Annotated in this window: 18 protein-coding genes; 13 read left to right on the forward strand and 5 right to left on the reverse strand. The window is 74.4% G+C overall.

Annotated features, from left to right (window positions below; genetic code table 11):
* Positions 1 to 28 precede the first annotated feature (28 nt).
* On the forward strand, positions 29 to 2560 hold the full coding sequence (locus tag ACUN9U_RS02475) for an ATP-dependent Clp protease ATP-binding subunit (RefSeq protein ID WP_445483335.1): 2532 nt from the start codon (positions 29 to 31) through the stop codon (positions 2558 to 2560).
* A 112-nt stretch (positions 2561 to 2672) separates the two neighbouring features.
* Entirely contained in the window at positions 2673 to 3212 is a 540-nt protein-coding gene (locus tag ACUN9U_RS02480) for an amino-acid N-acetyltransferase (RefSeq protein WP_445483336.1), read from the forward strand.
* A gap of 170 nt (positions 3213 to 3382) precedes the next feature.
* Here the strand turns inward: ACUN9U_RS02480 and ACUN9U_RS02485 are convergent, their stop codons facing one another.
* Entirely contained in the window at positions 3383 to 4261 is an 879-nt protein-coding gene (locus tag ACUN9U_RS02485) for an A/G-specific adenine glycosylase (RefSeq protein WP_445483501.1), read from the reverse strand.
* 452 nt (positions 4262 to 4713) lie between these two features.
* Between ACUN9U_RS02485 and chvE the strand changes: the two genes are divergently transcribed.
* From chvE to mmsB, 3 genes are all read left to right on the forward strand, one after another.
* Complete coding sequence (gene chvE / locus ACUN9U_RS02490; RefSeq protein WP_445483337.1) at positions 4714 to 5871, forward strand: multiple monosaccharide ABC transporter substrate-binding protein; 1158 nt, start codon at positions 4714 to 4716, stop codon at positions 5869 to 5871.
* A 111-nt stretch (positions 5872 to 5982) separates the two neighbouring features.
* Complete coding sequence (gene mmsA, locus ACUN9U_RS02495) at positions 5983 to 7695, forward strand: multiple monosaccharide ABC transporter ATP-binding protein (protein ID WP_445483338.1); 1713 nt, start codon at positions 5983 to 5985, stop codon at positions 7693 to 7695.
* Entirely contained in the window at positions 7692 to 8915 is a 1224-nt protein-coding gene (gene mmsB, locus ACUN9U_RS02500) for a multiple monosaccharide ABC transporter permease (protein ID WP_445483339.1), read from the forward strand. Before mmsA ends, mmsB begins: the two co-directional genes overlap by 4 nt.
* A 99-nt stretch (positions 8916 to 9014) precedes the next feature.
* Here mmsB and ACUN9U_RS02505 read toward each other — a convergent pair whose 3' ends face one another.
* From ACUN9U_RS02505 to ACUN9U_RS02520, 4 genes are all read right to left on the reverse strand, one after another.
* Positions 9015 to 10838, reverse strand: coding sequence for a DUF7800 domain-containing protein (locus ACUN9U_RS02505; RefSeq protein ID WP_445483340.1), 1824 nt, complete (start codon positions 10836 to 10838; stop codon positions 9015 to 9017).
* Between the two features lie 38 nt (positions 10839 to 10876).
* Complete coding sequence (gene disA / locus ACUN9U_RS02510) at positions 10877 to 11977, reverse strand: DNA integrity scanning diadenylate cyclase DisA (protein ID WP_445483341.1); 1101 nt, start codon at positions 11975 to 11977, stop codon at positions 10877 to 10879.
* A gap of 96 nt (positions 11978 to 12073) precedes the next feature.
* The gene (radA, locus tag ACUN9U_RS02515) at positions 12074 to 13498 is read right to left on the reverse strand and encodes a DNA repair protein RadA (RefSeq protein ID WP_445483342.1); all 1425 of its coding nucleotides are present in this window, start codon (positions 13496 to 13498) and stop codon (positions 12074 to 12076) included.
* Positions 13499 to 13570: 72 nt separating this feature from the next.
* The gene (locus ACUN9U_RS02520; RefSeq protein WP_445483343.1) at positions 13571 to 13948 is read right to left on the reverse strand and encodes a hypothetical protein; all 378 of its coding nucleotides are present in this window, start codon (positions 13946 to 13948) and stop codon (positions 13571 to 13573) included.
* Between the two features lie 144 nt (positions 13949 to 14092).
* On the opposite strand from ACUN9U_RS02520, the gene ACUN9U_RS02525 reads away from it, so the two are divergent.
* The 8 genes from ACUN9U_RS02525 to ACUN9U_RS02560 all read left to right on the forward strand — a co-directional run bounded on the left by ACUN9U_RS02525 (position 14093) and on the right by ACUN9U_RS02560 (position 20523).
* Positions 14093 to 15157: a LacI family DNA-binding transcriptional regulator gene (locus ACUN9U_RS02525; RefSeq protein WP_445483344.1), complete on the forward strand. Its 1065-nt coding sequence runs from the start codon at positions 14093 to 14095 to the stop codon at positions 15155 to 15157.
* A gap of 87 nt (positions 15158 to 15244) precedes the next feature.
* On the forward strand, positions 15245 to 15952 hold the full coding sequence (locus ACUN9U_RS02530; protein WP_445483345.1) for an L-ribulose-5-phosphate 4-epimerase: 708 nt from the start codon (positions 15245 to 15247) through the stop codon (positions 15950 to 15952).
* 51 nt (positions 15953 to 16003) lie between these two features.
* Positions 16004 to 17533: an L-arabinose isomerase gene (gene araA, locus ACUN9U_RS02535; RefSeq protein WP_445483346.1), complete on the forward strand. Its 1530-nt coding sequence runs from the start codon at positions 16004 to 16006 to the stop codon at positions 17531 to 17533.
* A gap of 62 nt (positions 17534 to 17595) precedes the next feature.
* Positions 17596 to 18387: a sugar phosphate isomerase/epimerase family protein gene (locus tag ACUN9U_RS02540; RefSeq protein WP_445483347.1), complete on the forward strand. Its 792-nt coding sequence runs from the start codon at positions 17596 to 17598 to the stop codon at positions 18385 to 18387.
* Positions 18388 to 18418: 31 nt separating this feature from the next.
* A complete protein-coding gene (locus ACUN9U_RS02545) occupies positions 18419 to 19600 on the forward strand; it encodes an acetoin utilization protein AcuC (protein ID WP_445483348.1) in 1182 nt (393 codons plus the stop codon).
* 151 nt (positions 19601 to 19751) lie between these two features.
* Complete coding sequence (locus ACUN9U_RS02550) at positions 19752 to 19958, forward strand: helix-turn-helix domain-containing protein (protein ID WP_109774631.1); 207 nt, start codon at positions 19752 to 19754, stop codon at positions 19956 to 19958.
* 104 nt (positions 19959 to 20062) lie between these two features.
* Positions 20063 to 20161: a 30S ribosomal protein bS22 gene (locus tag ACUN9U_RS02555; RefSeq protein WP_003792170.1), complete on the forward strand. Its 99-nt coding sequence runs from the start codon at positions 20063 to 20065 to the stop codon at positions 20159 to 20161.
* 110 nt (positions 20162 to 20271) lie between these two features.
* Positions 20272 to 20523 carry a glutaredoxin family protein gene (locus tag ACUN9U_RS02560; protein WP_445483349.1) on the forward strand — a complete coding sequence of 84 codons (252 nt, stop codon included), beginning with the start codon at positions 20272 to 20274 and terminating at the stop codon, positions 20521 to 20523.
* Positions 20524 to 20528: the final 5 nt, after the last annotated feature.

Below are 20528 nucleotides of genomic sequence, written 5' to 3' on the forward strand. Positions count from 1 at the left end.
CACCGCCCACGCTCGCGAGGAGCGCACCATGTTCGAGAGGTTCACCGACCGCGCCCGCCGCGTCGTCGTCCTGGCTCAGGAAGAGGCCAGGATGCTCAACCACAACTACATCGGCACCGAGCACATCCTGCTCGGGCTGATCCACGAGGGTGAGGGCGTCGCCGCCAAGGCGATGGAGTCCCTGGGCATCTCCCTCGACTCCGTGCGCGAGCAGGTCCAGGAGATCATCGGCCAGGGCCAGCAGGCGCCCTCGGGCCACATCCCCTTCACCCCGCGCGCCAAGAAGGTGCTCGAGCTGTCGCTGCGCGAAGCGCTGCAGCTCGGCCACAACTACATCGGCACCGAGCACATCCTGCTCGGCCTCATCCGCGAGGGCGAGGGCGTCGCAGCCCAGGTCCTCGTCAAGCTGGGCGCCGACCTCAACCGCGTCCGCCAGCAGGTGCTGCAGCTGCTGAGCGGCTACCAGGGCAAGGAGCCCGCCACCGCCGGCGGTCCCCAGGAGGGCACCCCGTCGGGCTCCCTCGTGCTCGACCAGTTCGGCCGCAACCTCACCCAGGCCGCCCGCGAGGGCAAGCTCGACCCGGTGATCGGTCGCGGCAAGGAGGTGGAGCGCGTCATGCAGGTGCTCTCCCGCCGCACCAAGAACAACCCCGTCCTCATCGGCGAGCCCGGCGTCGGCAAGACCGCCGTCGTCGAGGGCCTGGCGCAGTCCGTCGTGCGCGGCGAGGTGCCCGAGACGCTGAAGGACAAGCAGCTCTACACCCTCGACCTCGGCGCCCTGGTGGCCGGCAGCCGCTACCGCGGCGACTTCGAGGAGCGCCTCAAGAAGGTGCTCAAGGAGATCCGCACCCGCGGCGACATCATCCTGTTCATCGACGAGATCCACACCCTCGTGGGTGCGGGTGCCGCCGAGGGCGCGATCGACGCCGCCAGCATCCTCAAGCCGATGCTCGCCCGCGGTGAGCTGCAGACCATCGGCGCGACCACGCTGGACGAGTACCGCAAGCACATCGAGAAGGACCCGGCGCTCGAGCGCCGCTTCCAGCCGATCCTCGTGGCCGAGCCGAACCTGGCCCACGCCATCGAGATCCTCAAGGGCCTGCGCGACCGCTACGAGGCGCACCACCGCGTCTCCATCACCGACGGCGCCCTCGTGGCCGCCGCCACCCTGGCCGACCGGTACGTCAACGACAGGTACCTGCCGGACAAGGCGATCGACCTCATCGACGAGGCGGGCGCGCGCCTGCGCATCCGCCGCATGACGGCTCCGCCGGACCTGCGCGAGTTCGACGAGAAGATCGCCGAGGTGCGGCGCGAGAAGGAGAGCGCGATCGACGCGCAGGACTTCGAGAAGGCCGCCTCCCTGCGCGACTCCGAGAAGAAGCTGCTGGCGGCCAAGGCCGAGCGCGAGAAGCAGTGGAAGGCCGGCGACATGGACGTGGTCGCCGAGGTCGACGAGGAGCTGATCGCCGAGGTCCTCGCCACGGCCACCGGCATCCCGCTGGTCCGCCTGACCGAGGAGGAGTCCAGCCGCCTGCTCAACATGGAGGCCGAGCTCCACAAGCGCGTCATCGGCCAGAACGACGCCATCAAGGCGCTGTCCCAGGCCATCCGGCGCACCCGCGCCGGGCTCAAGGACCCCAAGCGCCCCGGCGGCTCGTTCATCTTCGCCGGCCCCACCGGCGTCGGGAAGACCGAGCTGGCCAAGGCCCTGGCGGAGTTCCTCTTCGGCGAGGAGGACGCGCTCATCCAGCTGGACATGAGCGAGTTCTCCGAGAAGCACACCGTCTCGCGGCTGTTCGGCTCGCCCCCCGGCTACGTCGGGTACGAGGAGGGCGGCCAGCTCACGGAGAAGGTGCGGCGGCGCCCGTTCTCGGTGGTCCTGTTCGACGAGGTGGAGAAGGCCCACGCCGACATCTTCAACTCGCTGCTGCAGATCCTCGAGGACGGCCGGCTCACCGACTCCCAGGGCCGCACGGTCGACTTCAAGAACACCGTGATCATCATGACGACGAACCTGGGCACCCGGGACATCGCCAAGGGCCTGCAGATGGGCTTCCAGGCCGGCGGTGACCTGAGCACCTCCTACGACCGCATGAAGATCAAGGTCAACGAGGAGCTCAAGACCCACTTCCGCCCGGAGTTCCTCAACCGCGTCGACGACGTGGTGGTCTTCCCGCAGCTCACGCAGGACGAGATCATCCAGATCGTCGACCTGATGATCGCCAAGGTCGACCAGCGCATGAAGGACCGCGACATGGGCCTGGAGCTGACCCAGCCCGCCAAGGACCTGCTCGCGACCCGCGGCTACGACCCCGTGCTCGGTGCGCGCCCCCTGCGCCGCACCATCCAGCGCGAGATCGAGGACGCGCTGTCCGAGAAGATCCTCTACGGCGAGCTGACCGCCGGCGAGATCGTCCTGGTCGACGTCGAGGGGGAGGGCGCGGGAGCGCGCTTCACCTTCAAGGGCACCCGCAAGTCGCCCATCCCCGAGGTGGCCGCCGTCGGCGCGAGCTCCGCTCCGACCACCGGCACCGCCTCGGCGGAGGAGGCCTCCTGACGGAGCGCCGCTGCTGAGCAGGAGCCCCTGGCCCGACAGGGCCGGGGGCTCCTGCTCGTCGTGCGGGACCGGTGGCTGCCGGGCCCGAGGACCCATCGGGCACGATGGGGCGGTGCCAGCCCCCCACCCCGGCGCCGAGGCGGCGGCGCCCTCGAGGGTGCTCGTGCGCCGGGCCCGGGCCACCGACGTGCGGGCCGTGCGCGCCCTCACCGAGCCGCTCGCCGAGAAGGGCGTCCTGGTGGCCAAGCACCCGGTGGCCAGCTACGAGAGCGTGCCGGAGACGCGCGTGGCCGAGCTGGACGGCGCCGTGGTCGGCTGCGGCGCGCTGCACGTCATGTGGGAGGACCTCGCCGAGGTCCGCACGCTGGCGGTGGCCTCCTCCGCGCGCGGCCTGGGAGTGGGGTCCGCGCTCGTCCAGGCCCTGCTGGCCGACGCCCGCGAGAGCGGCGTCACCCGGGTCTTCTGCCTGACCTTCGAGGTGCCGTTCTTCGCCCGCCTCGGCTTCGAGGTCATCGAGGGCACCCCGGTGGCCCCGGAGGTCTACGCCGAGCTGCTGCGCTCCCACGACGACGGGGTCGCGGAGTTCCTCGACCTGGCGCGGGTCAAGCCGAACACCCTCGGCAACACGCGGATGCTCCTGCGCCTGCGCTGACGGGCTGCGTCGTCGTCCTCCCGTCCCGTCGTCTCCCCCCGCCCCTCCCCGCACCCTCCGCGGCGAGTGCGGCGAGGGGGCCCGTCCTTCCCGCACTTTCCGCGGCACGTGCGGCTAGGGGGCCCGTCCTTCCCGCACATCCCGCGGCACGTGCGGCTAGGGGGGCGGCCTCAGAGGGGGAGCGACCAGCCGCCGCCGGAGGGGACCACCAGGCCGTCGGCCACGAGGGAGGCCAGGCAGCGCTCGCGCTGGGCGTCGTCCTCCCAGGCGGCCGCCAGGGCCGGGCCGTCCAGCGGGCCTGGGGCGTCCCGCAGCAGCGCCAGCAGCCTCCCGCGGACCTGCCGGTCCGTGCCGTGCCAGGCCTGCCCGCGCCGTGCGGAGCCGTCGTGCGCGGGCGCGCCCGCGCGCTGCCAGGCGCACAGGTCCAGCACCGGGCACGCGCCGCAGCGCGGCGCCCGCGCCGTGCACACCAGGGCCCCGAGCTCCATCACGGCCACGGACCACCGCGCCGGCAGCCGCGGGTCGCCGGCGGGGGCCTGCGGCAGCACCGAGGCCGCCAGGGCCGTCTCGGCGGCCGTCAGGGCGGGCGCCGGCTGCGCGCTGCCGCTCACCGCGCGGGCCAGGACGCGCCGCACGTTGGTGTCCACCACGGCCACCCGCTGCCCGAAGGCGAACGCTCCCACCGCCGCCGCGGTGTACGCCCCGACACCGGGCAGCGCGCGCAGCTGGGCGGGGTCGGAGGGCACGCGCCCGCCGTGGCCCTCGACGACGGCGCGGGCGGCGGCGTGCAGCCGCAGGGCCCGGCGCGGGTAGCCCAGTCGGCCCCACGCCCGCACCGCCTCGCCGGCCGGGTCGGCGGCCAGCGCCGCCGGCGTCGGCCAGCGCTGCACCCAGGCGCGCCAGACGGGCTCCACGCGCGCCACGGGCGTCTGCTGCAGCATCACCTCGCTGACGAGGACCGGCCAGGCCACCTCCTCGGGCGGACCGGGCCGCCGCCAGGGCAGGTCGCGGGCGTTCTCGGCGTACCAGCGCAGCACCGCCGCGACCAGCTCGGGGCGCTGGCCGCCGGGCGCGGGGTCCGTCGCCGGGCCGCCGGGCCCGCGCGGGGCGGGTGAGGGCAGCGGGGCGGAGGGCACGCCCCATCCTCGCCCGGGGCCCGCCGGGGCCCCCGGCAGCCCGCCGCGGGCCCCGCAGCCCCCGTCGTCAGCCGTCGTCAGCCGTCGTCAGCCGTCGTCACCGGCCCGGCCGCGGGCCGCGCCAGCACGCCGTGGGTCGCCTGCGACGCGTGTGACCGGATCGTGACCACACGAGCGGCCCTGCGCCCTTGACCGGCTGGGGCTGTGAGCGTTCACAATCGACTCTGCGCGGAGCTCCTCCGGCGCGGGGCCGCACAGGCGCCCCGCCCGGCGGCCCAGCGCCCACCGCCTCCGTCGGAGGCGGTGAGAAGGCCACGTCCGGGCGCTGGAGCACGGCCGGGTCTCGAGGCACAGAGAGGTACCGCGTGAACAAGCGTTTCGCACTCGTGGCCGTGGGAGCAGCCCTGGCCCTGGGCCTGTCGGCCTGCGGCGGCGAGGGAGCCGGTGGCGGCGGCGCCGCCACCCCGTCGGCCAACTCGGCGGCCCCGGAGGACCTGACGATCGGCGTGGCCATGCCGACGCAGACCTCCGAGCGGTGGATCGCCGACGGTGACAACGTCAAGTCGCAGCTCGAGGAGGCCGGCTACCAGGTCGACCTCCAGTTCGCGAACGACGACATCCCCACGCAGCAGCAGCAGCTCGACCAGATGATCAGCGGCGGGGCCGACGTGCTCATCGTCGCCGCGATCGACGGCACCGCGCTGGGCACCCAGCTGGAGAGCGCCGCCAGCCAGAACATCCCGGTCATCTCCTACGACCGCCTGATCCGCGACAGCGAGAACGTCAACTTCTACGTCTCGTTCGACAACTACAAGGTCGGCGTGCAGCAGGCCACCTCGGTGCTGGTGGGCCTGGGCCTGCTCAACGCCGACGGCTCGGAGAACCCCAGCGCCCCCGCCGGGCCGTTCAACATCGAGCTGTTCGCCGGCTCGCTGGACGACAACAACGCCGGGTTCTTCTTCAACGGCGCGGTGGACACGCTCAAGCCGTTCATCGACAACGGCACGCTCGTGGTCAAGTCCGGCCAGACCGAGATCGCCCAGGTCGCCACGCTGCGCTGGTCCCAGGAGGAGGCGCAGCGGCGCATGGAGAACCTCCTCACGGGCACCTACAACGACGGCAGCACGGTCAACGCCGTCCTGAGCCCGTACGACGGCATCAGCCGCGGCATCATCACCGCGCTGCAGAACAACGGCTACGGCTCGGGCAGCAAGCCCTACCCGATCATCTCCGGCCAGGACGCCGAGATCGCCTCCGTCAAGCTCATCAACGACGGCGTGCAGTACGCGACGATCTTCAAGGACACGCGCCTCCTGGCCGAGCAGGCCGTCACGGCGGCCCAGTCCTTCCTGCAGGGCCAGGAGCCCGAGGCGAACGACACCGAGACGTACGACAACGGCGTCAAGGTGGTCCCGTCCTACCTGCTCGACTCCACGATCGTCTACAAGGACAACATCACCGCCGCACTGGTCGACTCCGGCTACTACACCCAGGCCGAGGTCGACGCGGGCCAGACCAGCTGACACCTCGCGGCACCCCGCGGCCGGTGGGACCCTCCCACCGGCCGCGGGGTGCTCGCGCGTCCAGCGGTCGGGCACGCCGGCCACGAGCAGGCAGAACGAGCGGGGAGAACCATGACCACCACTCCTGCGCACCGGGGGAGCGCCGGCGGCGCCGACACCATCCTCGAGATGCGCTCCATCACCAAGACCTTCCCGGGCGTCAAGGCGCTCTCGGAGGTGTCGCTGTCCGTGCGCCGCGGTGAGGTGCACGCCATCTGCGGTGAGAACGGCGCCGGCAAGTCGACGCTGATGAAGGTGCTCTCCGGGGTCTACCCCCACGGCACCTACGAGGGCGACATCGTCTTCGAGGGCCAGACGGCGCGCTTCGGCGGCATCACCGACTCCGAGCACGCGGGCATCGTCATCATCCACCAGGAGCTCGCCCTGGTGCCCTACCTCTCGATCGCCGAGAACATCTTCCTGGGCAACGAGGTCAAGGGCCGCGGCGGCCTCATCGACTGGAACCGCGCCAACGGCGAGGCGGCCAAGCTGCTCGCGCGCGTCGGCCTGCGCGAGAACCCCACCACCCCGGTCGGCCAGCTGGGCGTCGGCAAGCAGCAGCTCGTGGAGATCGCCAAGGCGCTCACCAAGGACGTCAAGCTGCTCATCCTCGACGAGCCGACCGCGGCGCTGAACGACAACGACTCCGAGCACCTGCTCGGGCTGCTGCGCCAGCTGCAGGCCGAGGGCATCACCTGCATCATCATCAGCCACAAGCTCAACGAGATCATCTCGATCGCCCAGTCGACGACGATCATCCGCGACGGCCGCTCGATCGAGACGCTGGACATCGCCGCCGGCGAGGTGACGCAGGAGCGCATCATCCGCGGGATGGTGGGCCGCGACCTCGACAGCCGCTTCCCCGAGCGCGAGAGCCACCCCGGCGAGGAGGTGCTGCGCGTGGAGGACTGGACCGTCGGCCACCCCGTGCAGGACCGGCTCGTCGTCGACGGCGCCAGCCTGTCCGTGCGCGCCGGTGAGGTCATCGGCATCGCCGGGCTCATGGGCGCCGGCCGCACCGAGCTGGCCATGAGCATCTTCGGGCGCTCCTACGGCCGCTTCCTGGGGGGCCGGCTGTACAAGCGCGGCCAGGAGATCCAGGCGCGCACCGTCAGTGAGGCGATCAAGCACGGCATCGCCTACGCCACCGAGGACCGCAAGAAGTACGGCCTCAACCTCATCGACGACATCAAGCGCAACGTCTCCGCCGCGGCGCTGGACAAGCTGAGCTCCGGCATCGGCCTCGTGAACGCCCACGAGGAGATCAAGGTCGCCGAGGCCAGCCGCAAGAGCATGAACATCAAGGCGCCGACCGTCATGGCGCTGACCGGGAAGCTCTCCGGCGGCAACCAGCAGAAGGTCGTCCTGTCCAAGTGGATCTACGCGGACCCGGACGTGCTGATCCTGGACGAGCCCACCCGCGGCATCGACGTCGGCGCCAAGTACGAGATCTACGTGATCATCAACAAGCTCGTCGCGGCGGGCAAGGCCGTGATCGTCATCTCCTCCGAGCTGCCCGAGCTGCTCGGCACCTGCGACCGCATCTACACGCTGTCGCAGGGGCGCATCACCGGTGACGTCCCGATCCGGGAGGCCAGCCAGGAGCGGCTCATGGAGCTGATGACCCAGGAGCGCGTCCCGGCGCGCGCCGGGGCCTCCGGCGCCGCCACCGGGGGAGCCACCGCACCCACCTCCGGTGAGGCCCCGGTCGCGCCCGGTGCCCCGCAGCAGTCCGAGCAGTCCCGCTCACCCCAGGCCAGCCAGAACCCCGAGGACCTCGCATGAGCACGCAGGCCACCGCGCCCGCCCCCAGCGCGCCCCAGCCGAAGACCGGCAGCGCCAACCCCCTGGTCGCCCTGACGGCCAACCTGCGCCAGAGCGGCATCTACATCGCCTTCGTGGTGGTCGTGGCCCTGTTCGCCGTGGCCACGGACGGCCGCTCGCTGAGCGCGCTCAACATCACCAACATCGTCCTGCAGTACTCCTACGTGCTGGTCCTGGCGATCGGCATGGTCATCGTGATCATCGCCGGGCACATCGACCTGTCCGTGGGGTCGGTGGTGGCCCTCGTCGGCGCCGTCAGCGCCCGGGTGGTCATCACCGCCGGGCAGCCGTGGTGGGTCGGCATCCTCGCCGGCATCGCCGTGGGCCTCGTGGTGGGCGTCTGGCAGGGCTTCTGGGTCGCCTTCGTCGGCATCCCGGCCTTCATCGTCACCCTCGCCGGCATGCTGCTGTTCCGCGGCCTGACCTTCTACGTGCTCGACAACGTCTCCCTGTCGCCCTACGGCGCCCCCTACACCGAGATCGCCAGCGGCTTCCTCAACGGCCTGCTCGGCGGCAACGGCTACGACGCCTTCACCCTCCTCATCGGCGCCCTGGCCGTGGCGGGCTACGCGTTCCAGCAGTGGCGGACGCGGCGGGCGCGCATCGCCTACCAGCAGGTCGTCGAGGCGCTGCCGCTGTTCATCGGCAAGATCGTCCTGGTCGGCCTCGTGGTCATGGCGTTCGCCTGGCAGCTGGCGCACGCCCGCGGCCTGCCGATCGTGCTGATCATCCTGGCGGTGCTGATCCTCGCCTACACCGTCATCACCAAGTCGACGGTCTTCGGCCGGCAGGTCTACGCCATCGGCGGCAACCTGTCCGCGGCGATGCTCTCCGGCGTCAACGTCCGGAAGGTCAACTTCTGGATCTTCGTCAACATGGGCTTCCTCGCCGCCATCGCGGGCATCATCTTCTCGGCCCGCTCCAACACCGCGCAGCCCGGCGCCGGCAACGCCTTCGAGCTCGACGCCATCGCCGCGTCGTTCATCGGCGGGGCCGCCGTGACCGGCGGCATCGGCACGGTGGCCGGCGCGATGGTCGGCGGCCTGCTCGTCGGCGTCATCTCCAACGGCATGCAGCTGCTCGGCCTGGAGCAGTCGCTCCAGCAGGTCATCCGCGGCCTGGTGCTGCTGCTGGCGGTGGCCTTCGACGTCTACAACAAGCGGCGCTCCGGCACCCGCTGACACCCGCGACGCGCGCAGCAGGGCCCCGGCGACCGCCGGGGCCCTGCTGCGTCCCCGCTCCCGGCGGGAGCGGGGGGCCGCTGGCCGGAGCGGGTCGCCTCAGGTGAGCGCGCGGTGGTGCGTGCGGCGCTGCCAGGCGCCGGAGCGGTCCACGCGCACGTGGTCGACCTCGAGGCGGGCGCTGCGCCCGTCGAGCACCACGGTCATCACCCCGTTCTCGAACCAGGGACCCTCCTCCACCTCCCACGTGGCCGGTGGCCGGCGCACCCGCGCGGCGCGCGCCAGCAGCGCCGCCGCCGCGCGCACGGGCGCCCGGTCCGCCAGGCGGTTGGCCACCCGCAGCGCCGGCTTGAGGGGGTTGCGGAACGGGGACATCACCAGCTGGTGGACGGCGGTGGGGCTGCCCACCACCCCGTCCAGCTGCGCACGGGCGGTGTAGCTGCAGTGCACGTCGCCGGAGAGCAGCAGGATGCTCGCCGGCGGGCGCGGGCCGCCGGCCACGCGCGCCAGCAGGCCCAGCAGGTCGTGCAGCGACGTGCCGAACGCGGGCCAGTGCTCCAGGTCGACGGCCTGCCGCAGGACCTCCGCGGGGCGCTGCAGCCAGCGGCCCCACCGCCCCGCCACCAGCGCCTCGTTCCAGGCCTCCACGTCGGAGAAGGCGGGGACCATGAGGGCCGGCAGGGTGCTGGCCAGCAGCAGGTGGTCCACCGCGACGTCCGGCTGGGCCTGGCGGGTCACCCACTCCCACTCGGCGTCGTCCAGGATCGCGCGGTCGGCGGGGTCCAGGCGCCGCGAGCACCGGCAGTCCACGGCCACCACGCGCACGCCGCCGCCCTGCCCGTCAGCACCGCCCCCGGCGCCACGGGTGCCGGCGCGCCCGAAGTCGCGCACGTAGCTCCAGCGCGCCGTGTCGGGGTCGGCGTCGGCGCGCTCGGCGTAGTCGTCGAGCAGGGCGCTGCGCGCGTCGTCGTCCTCGGCCGCCACCAGGGCCGCCAGCAGCTGCTCGCCCTCGAGCTCGGCGGGGCTGAGGTTGCCCAGGTGCTGGTAGACCCAGTAGCTGCCCAGCGCCCCGCGGACCCTGTCGTCGAACCAGGGCTGGCGCCGCACCTGCTCCCGCCACGCCTGGGAGGTGTTCCAGTCGTCGCGCAGGTCGTGGTCGTCCAGCAGCATGCACGTCGGCAGCGTGGAGAGCAGCCAGCGCACCGGGGGCACGCTCCAGCTCTCGGTGTACAGCCACGTGTACTCCTCGAACGTGCAGATCTCGTGCGCGACCTCGGGGTGGTCGGCGACGTCGGGGTCGCGGCGCGCCCGCTCCAGGCGCTCGCGCACCGGGGCCGACGGCTCGTCGGCGTAGAGCTGGTCCCCCAGCATGAGCAGCACGTCGGGGCGCTCGAAGCCGTCCTGCCCGCGGGCGGCGGCCGCCGTGCGGTGCGCCAGCTCCACCAGGGCGTCGGGGCCCACCGCGGCGACGCCGGCGGCGTCGAGCGGCTCCGAGCGGCGGCAGGAGCCGAACGCCAGGCGCAGGCGCCCGTCGGAGCGGGCCGTGCGGATGGTGCTGGGGGGGAAGGCCGCCAGCTCGGCGCTCGGCTCCGGCGGGGGCCACACCTGCCGGCCCGCTCCGGCGAGGGCTCCCTCGCCGGCGGGCTCGGCGAGGTGCACCCGGTAGGGCAGCTCGCTGGCCTCGGGCAGCCCGCGCACCACGAGGATGGCGTAGTGGTGGCCGTGCACGCCCCAGGTGCGCCCCTCGGCGGTCACGGGCGCGGCGAGCGCGCCCCCACCCACCTCCACGCAGACGGTGGCGGGCCCGCTGGTCTCCACCCACACGGTGGCGCTCGTCGCGTCGACGTGGCGCAGCAGGGGCCCGAGCACCAGCTCGGGAGCCCCTGCGCCGCTCGGGCCACCAGCACGACCGTCAGCAGTCACGCCACGATCATGCCCCGCGCGGCGCCGGGGCACCCGGCCTAGACGTAGCGCTCGAGGATGCTGGACTCGGCCAGGCGCGAGAGGCCCTCGCGCACGGCGCGGGCGCGGTGCTCCCCGACCCCGCCGACGCCCATGAGGTCGTCGGTGCTGGCGGCCAGCAGCTTCTGGAGCCCGTCGTAGTGGGTCACCAGCCGCTCGACGACGACGGCGGGCAGGCGCGGCACCTTGGAGAGCAGGCGGTAGCCGCGCGGGGAGGCGGGGGAGTCCAGCGTGTCGCCGTCGGCCAGGAGCCCGAGCACCCGCGAGAGCGCCTCCAGGTCGACCAGGCGGGTGTCGGTGAGGGCCGAGAGGTCCTCCAGGACGCCCTGGACGCTGCGGCCGGTGCGCACGGCGGTCACGCTGCCCGCGGGACCCGTCAGGTAGTCGCGCACCACCAGCTCGCGGTCGCCGCCGATGCCGCTGACCAGCTCGTCCAGCTGCAGGGACAGCAGGCGGCCGTCGGCGCCCAGCTCCACCACGTAGCCGGAGATCTCCGCGGAGATGCGCCGCACCATCTCCAGGCGCTGCAGCACGCTGGCGACGTCGCGCAGGGTGACCAGGTCTTCGATCTCCAGGGCCGACAGGGTGCCGGTGACCTCGTCCAGGCGGGACCTGTAGCGCTCCAGGGTGGCCAGCGCCTGGTTGGCGCGGGCCAGGATGGAGTCCGAGCCCTCCACCACGTGCCGCCGCGAGCCGACGTAGAGCGCCACGATGTTCATCGAGGCGCTCACGGAGACCACCGGCAGGCCGGTCTGCTTGGCGGTGCGCTCGGCGGTGCGGTGCCGCGTGCCGGACTCGCTGGTCTCGATGGAGGGGTCGGGCACCAGCTGGACGGCCGCGCGCACGATCCGCGTGACGGCCCGGTCGCACACGATGGCGCCGTCCATCTTGGCCAGCTCGCGCAGGCGGGTGGCGGAGAAGTCGACGTCGAGGTTGAAGCCGCCGGTGCACAGCTGCTCGACCGTCTCGTCGTGCCCGAGGACGACCAGCGCGCCCGTGCGACCGCGCAGGATGCGCTCCAGGCCGTCGCGCAGCGCCGTGCCGGGGGCCACGACGGCCAGCGTGGCCCGCAGGAGGGCTTCCTCCTCGCGCTCGTCCACGCGGGGAGTCTAGGGGGAGGCGCCCGGACGGCTCGGCCCGGAGGCGACGGGGTCGCCCGGCCGCCGCAGCCGGTGGCGGGGCGCCCGCAGCGCGGCTCAGCCGTCCAGCACGGCCCGCACGGCCTCGCCCAGGGAGGCGACCACCTCCAGGCGGGCGGCGCGGCGCGTGCGCCCGTCCACGAGGTCGGCCGCCCCGGGGGGGACCAGCAGGCGTGTGTGGCCCAGCCGCACCGCCTCGGCGGCGCGCGCCTGCAGGAGCGGGACCGCCCGCACGTCACCGGACAGGGCCACCTCCCCGAGGGCGGCGACGTCGGCGGGCAGGGCGCGGTCGCGCGCGGCGGAGGCGATGGCCAGGCACACCGCCAGGTCCGCGCCCGGGTCCGACAGGCGCATGCCCGCCGCGGAGGCCACGTACAGCTCGGAGGCGTGCAGCCGCACGCCGGTGTGCTTCTCCGTGACCGCCGTCAGCATCGCGGTGCGCGCGGTGTCCAGGCCGGAGACCGCACGGCGCGGGACGGGGGCCTGCGTGGTGGCCACCAGCGCCTGGACCTCCGCGAGCAGGGCGCGGCGGCCCTCCACCACGACCGTGGTGCAGGTGCCCGGGACGGGGGCGTCGCGGGTGCCGCGGAACAGGGCGCTGGGGTCGGGCACCTCGCGCAGGCCGGTGTCGGTCTGCTCGAAGCAGGCGACCTCGTCGGCCGGTCCGTAGCGGTTCTTGACGGCGCGCAGCAGGCGCAGCGCGGTGTGGCGGTCCCCCTCCAGCGTGAGGGTCGTGTCGACCAGGTGCTCCAGGGACCGGGGCCCGGCGACGGTGGTCTCCTTGGTGACCTGCCCGACCAGGCACACCGGAAGACCTCGCTCCTTGGCCAGCCGGGTCAGCGCCCCGGCCACCGCCATGACCTGGGACACCCCGCCGGGGCGCCCCTCGACCTCCGAGGAGGAGACGGTCTGCACGGAGTCGACCACGAGCAGGGCCAGCCGCTCGGAGGAGGCCGCCAGCTGCTCGACGTGCCCGAGCACGGCCCCGAGGTCGGTGTCGTCGGCGAGCAGCAGCTGCTCGGAGCGGGCCCCGGTGCGGCGCGCGCGGACGGCGATCTGCTCCACGGACTCCTCGGCCGAGACGTAGAGCACCACCGCGCCGGGGCCGGCGGCCGCGGCGACGGCGTCGGCCACCGCCAGCAGCAGCGTGCTCTTGCCGGCCCCCGGCTCACCGGCCAGCAGCAGCACCTGCCCGGGCACCAGCCCGCCGCCGACCACGCGGTCGACCTCGGCCAGGCCGGTGGCCAGGCGCTCCAGGCGCCCGCCGGTGACCACCTCGCTGGCGCGCCGCGCCGCGCGCACGGGGCTGGCCGGGGCGGGCGCCCCGGCCCCCCGGGGCGCGGCGGCGAGCAGCGGCGAGGCCTCGACCAGGGAGCCCCACGCCTGGCACTGCCCGCACCGGCCGACCCAGCGCGGCGTGGTCCAGCCGCACTCCGCGCAGCGGTGCTCGGTGCGGGGGGTGCGGGCGGTGCGGGTGCTCACGCCGGTGACGCTAGGCGGTGCCTGCGACACCCGACGTGAGCAGCGAGGACGCCGCGCCGGTGGAGCGGCGGGTCAGTAGGCGTTCGGGTAGGCGGAGGCGAAGCCGTGCATGGCCAGCAGGACGACGGCGCCCACGAAGCCCGCCGTGGTCGGCGCGACCGCCAGGACGAGCATGGCGATCTCGCGGGTGCGGGCGTACAGGAAGCCCGAGGCGACCGCCATGACGAGCAGCCCGACCACGGAGACGGTGAAGGCGCGCCAGGCCTGCGCGAGGGTGGTGCCCTCCAGGTCGCTGGGCGAGGCGATGCCCGCCGGCACGACGGTGGCCAGCACGGTGCCGCCGAGGAACAGCAGGAACAGGGCCACGGAGGCCGGGGAGAAGAGGGGCTTGCGGATCGCGCCGCGGCCCGGGGGGCCCGGGCGGCGCGTCTCGGCGTGCGTGCTGCTCATGGCCGTCACTGTGCTCTGCACCGCTGCTGCGCGCCAGCCCCCACGCCCTACCATCGCAGCGCCCGGCGCAGCGCCCGGTGCGGTGGCGGCCGCCGGACGTGCCGCGGCCGCGGGCAGCAGCGCCCCGGCGGGGTGGAGGTCGTGGTGGTCGACGCGCCGGGCGGTGGCGGGCCCGCCGGTCGAGCCCCGGTGATGGCCGACGTCGCCGCGCGCGCCGGGGTGTCGCTGCAGACGGTCTCGCGCGTGGTCAACGGGCACCCGAGCGTGCGCGAGGCGACCCGGCGCCGCGTGGAGCGGGCCATCGCCGACCTCGACTACCGCGTCAACACCGCCGCCAGGGCCCTGGTGACCCGCTCCACGCGCACCATCGGCCTGGTCAGCGCCAGCAGCGCCGAGTTCGGCCCCACGAGCGCGCTGCTGGGCGTGGAGCAGGCCGCGCGGGCCGCCGGGTACGCCACCTCGGTGGTGCTCCTGCCGGAGGTGGGCCGCGAGGAGGTGCGCCGGGCGGTGGACCACCTGCGCGACCTCGGCGTGGACGGGCTGGTGGTCATCGCCCCCGACGACGCCGCGGTCGCCGCGGTGGAGGCGCTGGACCCCTCGGTGCCCGTGGTGGCCCTGGAGGCCCCGCTGGCGGCCCGCGGGGAGGGCGGGGCCGGCCCCGGGCAGCCCTCGGCCAGCGTGGACCAGGAGGAGGGGGCCCGGTGCGCGGTGCGCCACCTGCTGGACCTGGGGCACGCCACCGTCCACCACGTCAGCGGGCCGCCCAGCTGGCTGGAGGCCCGGGCGCGCGAGGCGGGGTGGCGCGCCGAGCTGCTGGCGGCCGGGGCGCCGGTGCCGGAGGTGGTGCGCGGGGACTGGGCCGCCGCCTCGGGCCACCGGGCCGCGGCGGCCCTGGTCGAGCGCGGCGCCACCGCCGTCCTGACCGGCAACGACCAGGTGGCCATCGGCCTGCTGGGCGCGCTGTGGCAGCGCGGCCTGCGCGTCCCGCAGGACGTCAGCGTGGTCGGCTTCGACGACGTCCCCGAGGCGGCCTACCTCGTCCCGCCGCTGACCACCGTCCGGCAGGACTTCGACGCGCTGGGCCGTCGCTGCCTGGAGGTCCTGCTGGCCCGGCTGCGCGGCGAGCCGGCGCAGGTGCGGCGGGTGCAGCCCGAGCTCGTGGTGCGCGCGAGCACCGGGCCGCCGCCCGCGCGCCGCGCCGGAGGTTGACCCGCCGCCGTGTGAGCGCTCACAATCGACGCGGCCGCCGGCGCCCGCGCTGGACCGACAGCGTGCGACGAGGAGCACCCCGCACCCATGAGCACCCCCGCCAGCAGCACCACGCCCGGCGAGACCCGCCGCTCGGACCGCGGCACCCACCGCCGCCTGCGCGAGGAGGTGGCCGCCCTGCACGGCCACCTGGTCCGCTACCAGCTGGTCACCTGGACCGCCGGCAACGTCTCCGCGCGGGTGCCCGGGGAGGACCTCTTCGTCATCAAGGCCTCCGGGGTCGACTACGAGACCCTCGACTGGCGCGGCGTGGTCGTGTGCGACCTGGAGGGGAACCTCGTCGACGGCGAGCACGCCCCCAGCTCCGACACGGCGGCCCACGCCTTCGTCTACCGGTCCCGCCCCGACGTCGGGGGCCAGGTGCACACCCACAGCCCCTACGCCACGGCGTGGGCGGCCCGGGGCGAGGAGATCCCCTGCGTGCTGACGGCCATGGCCGACGAGTTCGGCGGCCCGATCCCGGTCGGCCCGTTCGCGATCATCGGTGACGACTCCATCGGCCGCGGCGTGGTGGCCACCCTGGCGGGGTCGCGCAGCCCCGCCGTCCTCATGCAGAACCACGGCGTCTTCACCATCGGGGTGGACGCGCGCTCGGCGGTCAAGGCCGCCGTCATGACCGAGGACGTCGCCCGCACCGTCCACCTGTCGCGCCAGCACGGCGAGCCGCTGCCGATCCCGACCGAGGCGGTCGACCGGCTCTTCAACCGCTACCAGAACGTCTACGGCCAGCGCTGACGCTGCCGCCGAGACGCTGACCGCGACACCCACGAGAGGCTGAACACCCCCATGACCAGCACGTCACCCCTGCTCGACCCGTTCTCCGCCCGCGAGGTCTGGTTCCTCACCGGCAGCCAGGACCTCTACGGCGAGGAGACCCTCGCCCAGGTGGCCGAGCAGAGCCAGCGCGTCGCCGCTCTGCTCGACGGCGCTGGCGCGGTGCCCGTGCGCGTGGTGTGGAAGCCCGTGGTGAAGAGCTCCGACGCCATCCGCCGCGTCATGCTCGAGGCCAGCGCCGACGACGCCGTGGCCGGCGTCATCACCTGGATGCACACCTTCAGCCCCGCGCGGATGTGGATCGCGGGCCTGTCGGTGCTGTCCAAGCCGCTGCTGCACCTGCACACCCAGGCCGACCCGGCGCTGCCGTGGGCGACCATCGACATGGACTTCATGAACCTCAACCAGGCCGCCCACGGCGACCGGGAGTTCGGGTACGTCCTGTCGCGGCTGCGCTCCTCGCGCACCACGGTGGCCGGCCACGCCGGTGACGCCGGCGTGCAGCAGCGGGTGGGGGAGTGGGCCCGCGCCGCCGTGGCGGCCTCCGTGGCGCGCTCGCTGAAGCTGGTGCGCTTCGGCGACACCATGCGCAACGTCGCCGTCACCGAGGGCGACAAGGTCGAGGCGCAGATCCGCTGGGGCGTCGACGTCGAGGCGCTGGGCGTCAACGCCCTGGCCGACGTCGTCCTGCAGGTCTCCGACGCCGAGGCCGACGCGCTGGTGGCCGAGTACGCCGACCGCTACGAGGTGGCCCCCGAGCTGCTGCCCGGCGCCGAGCGCGCCGACTCCCTGCACTACGGCGCCAAGATCGAGGTGGCCCTGCGCCGCGTGCTCGAGGCCAACGGCGCCGAGGCGTTCACCACCAACTTCGAGGACCTCGGCACCCTGCGCCAGCTGCCCGGCCTGGCCGTCCAGCGGCTCCTGGGAGACGGCTACGGCTTCGCCGGTGAGGGCGACTGGAAGACCGCGGCCCTCACCCGCGTGCTCAAGGCGGCCGGCGCCGGCCTGCCCGGTGGCACGGCGTTCATGGAGGACTACACCTACGACCTCGCACCGGGCCAGCCGCAGCGCATCCTCGGCGCCCACATGCTCGAGGTCTGCCCCACCATCACCACCGCCACGCCGCGCATCGAGGTGCACCCGCTCGGCATCGGAGACCGCGAGGACCCGGTCCGCATGGTCCACACCGCAGACCCCGGGGACGCCGTCATCGTCGGCTGGTGCGACCTGGGCGAGCGGTTCCGCCTCGTGGCCAACGAGGTGCGCGTGGTGACCCCGCCGCAGGACCTGCCGAACCTGCCCGTGGCCCGCGCCGTCTGGGAGCCCCTGCCGGACTGGCGCACCTCCACCGAGTGCTGGCTGGAGGCCGGCGGCCCCCACCACACGGTGATGAGCACCCAGTTCGGCCTGGAGGTCCTCGAGGACCTGGCCGACGTCGTCGGCACCGAGCTGGCGGTCATCGGGGCCGGGACGACGACGCGCGCCTTCCGCCGCGAGCTGCGCTGGGAGGGCGCCTACCGGGCCCTGGCCCGCGGCGTCTGAGCGGCCCGCCGCTGCGGCCACCTCCACGGGTGCGGCCGCAGCGGCGACCGTAGGGTGATCCGGTGCCCGTGGCCGTGACCCTCTCGACGGCGTCCGTCTACCCCCAGGGGGTGGCCGACGCGTTCGAGATGGCGGCCCGGCTGGGCTACGACGGCGTCGAGGTCATGGTGTGGACCGACCCGGTCAGCCAGGACGAGGACGCCGTCGCGGAGCTGTCCGACCACTTCGGCGTGCCGGTGACCTCGGTGCACGCGCCGACGCTGCTGCTGACCCAGCGCGTGTGGGGGCGGGAGCCGTGGCCCAAGGTCGAGCGCGCGGCGCGCATGGCCAAGCGGCTGGGCGCGCGCACCGTGGTGGTGCACCCGCCGTTCCGCTGGCAGAAGGACTACGCCACGGGCTTCGAGGCCGGGGTCCGGCGCGTCGCGCAGGCCGAGGGCGTCACGCTCGCGGTGGAGAACATGTACCCCTGGCGCGCCGGCGGGCGGGAGTTCGCCGCCTACCTGCCCGGCTGGGACCCCTGCGAGCTCGACTACGACGCGCTGCTGCTCGACGTCTCCCACGCCGCGACCTCCGGGCTCAGCTGCCTGGAGCTCGCCCGCCGCATGGGGGAGCGGCTGGTGCACCTGCACCTCACCGACGGCAACGGCTCGCCCAAGGACGAGCACCTGCTGCCGGGCCAGGGCTCCCAGCCGGTGGCCGAGCTGCTGGCGCACCTGGCCGCCAGCGACTGGCAGGGCGACGCCTGCGTGGAGGTCACCACCCGGCGCAGCCGCGGGCCGGACGAGCGCCGCGCCGCCCTGGCGGGCGCCCTCGCCTTCGCCCGCCAGCACCTGCAGGTGCCGTCCCCGACCTGAGCGGGGCCGGGCAGCCGCTAGCGTGAACCGGGTGGCGGATCGCACGCTGGTGGTCTGGGACGACGCCCTCGCGGCGCACGACTTCGGGCCCGGCCACCCGATGGCGCCCCTGAGGCTCGAGCTCACCGCGCGCCTGGCGCGGGGGCTGGGCCTGCTGTCGGCGCCCGGGGTGCGCGTGGTCGGCGCACGGGTGCCCCCCGACGAGCTGATCACCACGGTGCACGACCCCCGCTACGTCGCCGCCGTCCGCAGGGTCTCCGCCGACCCCCGCCTCGTCGACGTGGCGCACGGGCTCGGCACCGAGGACGACCCCGTGTTCGCGGGCATGCACGAGTCGTCAGCGCGGGTGGTCGCCGCGACCGTCGACTGCGCCGAGGCCGTCTGGGCCGGGGAGGTCGAGCACGCCGTCAACGTCAGCGGCGGCATGCACCACGCCATGCCCGACCGGGCCAGCGGCTTCTGCATCTACAACGACGTGGCCGTCGGCATCACCCACCTGCTGGGCCGCGGTGCGCGCCGGGTGGCCTACGTCGACCTCGACGTGCACCACGGCGACGGCGTCGAGGCCGCCTTCTGGGACGACCCCCGGGTGATGACCGTCTCGCTGCACGAGTCGGGGCGCACCCTGTTCCCGGGCACCGGGTGGCCCGAGGAGACCGGCGGACCGGGCGCGGAGGGCAGCGCCGTGAACGTCGCGCTGCCGGCCGGGACCGCGGACGCCGGGTGGCTGCGCGCCCTGCACGCCGTGGTGCACCCGCTCGTGCGCGCGTTCCGCCCCGACGTCCTGGTGACCCAGCACGGCGCCGACGCCCACCCGCAGGACCCGCTGGCCAACCTGGCGGTCAGCGTCGACGCGCAGCGCGCCGCCACCCGGTCCCTGCACGACCTGGCGCACGAGGTCTGCGGGGGGCGGTGGGTGGCCACCGGGGGCGGGGGGTACGACCTGGTCGACGTCGTCCCCCGGGTGTGGGCGCACCTGCTGGGCGTCGCGGCGCACGCCCCCGTGCCCCCCTCGACGCCGGTGCCCGCCGAGTGGCGCGACTTCGTCACCGCCCAGGGCTGGGAGGCCCCGGAGGCGATGACCGACGGCAGCCGGGCCTGGTTCTCCCCGTGGGAGGCCGGCGCCGACCCGGCCGACCCGCTGGACCGGGCCGTCCTGGCCACGCGCCGCGCGGTCTTCCCCGAGCACGGGCTGGACCCCTGGTTCGACTGAGCGCGGTCGCGCCGAGCAGCCCGGTTCCGCCGCCAGGACGTCTCACACCGGTGTAACTCTCGCAACGGCTTCCCCAGAAGTCACACGTGCCACTACTGTGAGTCGTCACAGGCCCCTGGAGCTCAGGGTCCAGGGACGACCGGGAGGAACCATGGCGATGGACCGCGACTTCAGCGGTGTGCGCTTCCTCACCGTGGCCGAGGTCGCCACGATGATGCGCGTGTCGAAGATGACGGTGTACCGCCTGGTGCACTCCGGTGAGATGCCCGCCGTGCGCGTGGGTCGCTCCTTCCGGGTGCCGGAGACGGCCGTCGACCAGTACCTGTCGCACTCCTTCGTGGAGACCGAGGCGATGTGACCGGCGCCCCGAGCGTTCCGGGCGCGCTGCGCGCAGTCGGTACGCTGGGGCGCAGGAGCATCCGCAGGCAGCGCTCGCCGCTGCCCCGAACGATCTGAGGCACGATGGGCTCGGTCATCAAGAAGCGCCGCAAGCGCATGGCGAAGAAGAAGCACCGCAAGCTGCTGCGCAAGACGCGCCACCAGCGCCGCAACAAGAAGTAGGCGCACCTGCTGCAGACCCGCACCGCCCCGCGCGGTGCGGGTCTCGTGCGTCCGGGCCGGGCCGGGCCGGGCCGGGCCGGGTTGCGCCCGCCCCCGGTAGCCTCGGGCGCGTGGACGGCGGCGGCACCGAGCGCGTGGTGCTCTACGGCAGGCGCGGGTGCCACCTGTGCGACGTGGCGCGCGAGCAGGTCTCGCGGGCGTGCGCGGCGGCCGGCGCCTCCTGGCGCGAGGTCGACGTCGACGGTGACGCCGAGCTGCGCGCGCGCTACACCGACCTGGTCCCCGTGGTGACCGTGGACGGCCGCCACCACGCCCACTGGCGCGTCAGCGAGACCGACCTGGTGGCCGCCCTGGGCGCCTGAGCGCT

It is taken from the genome of Quadrisphaera sp. KR29, assembly GCF_052644995.1.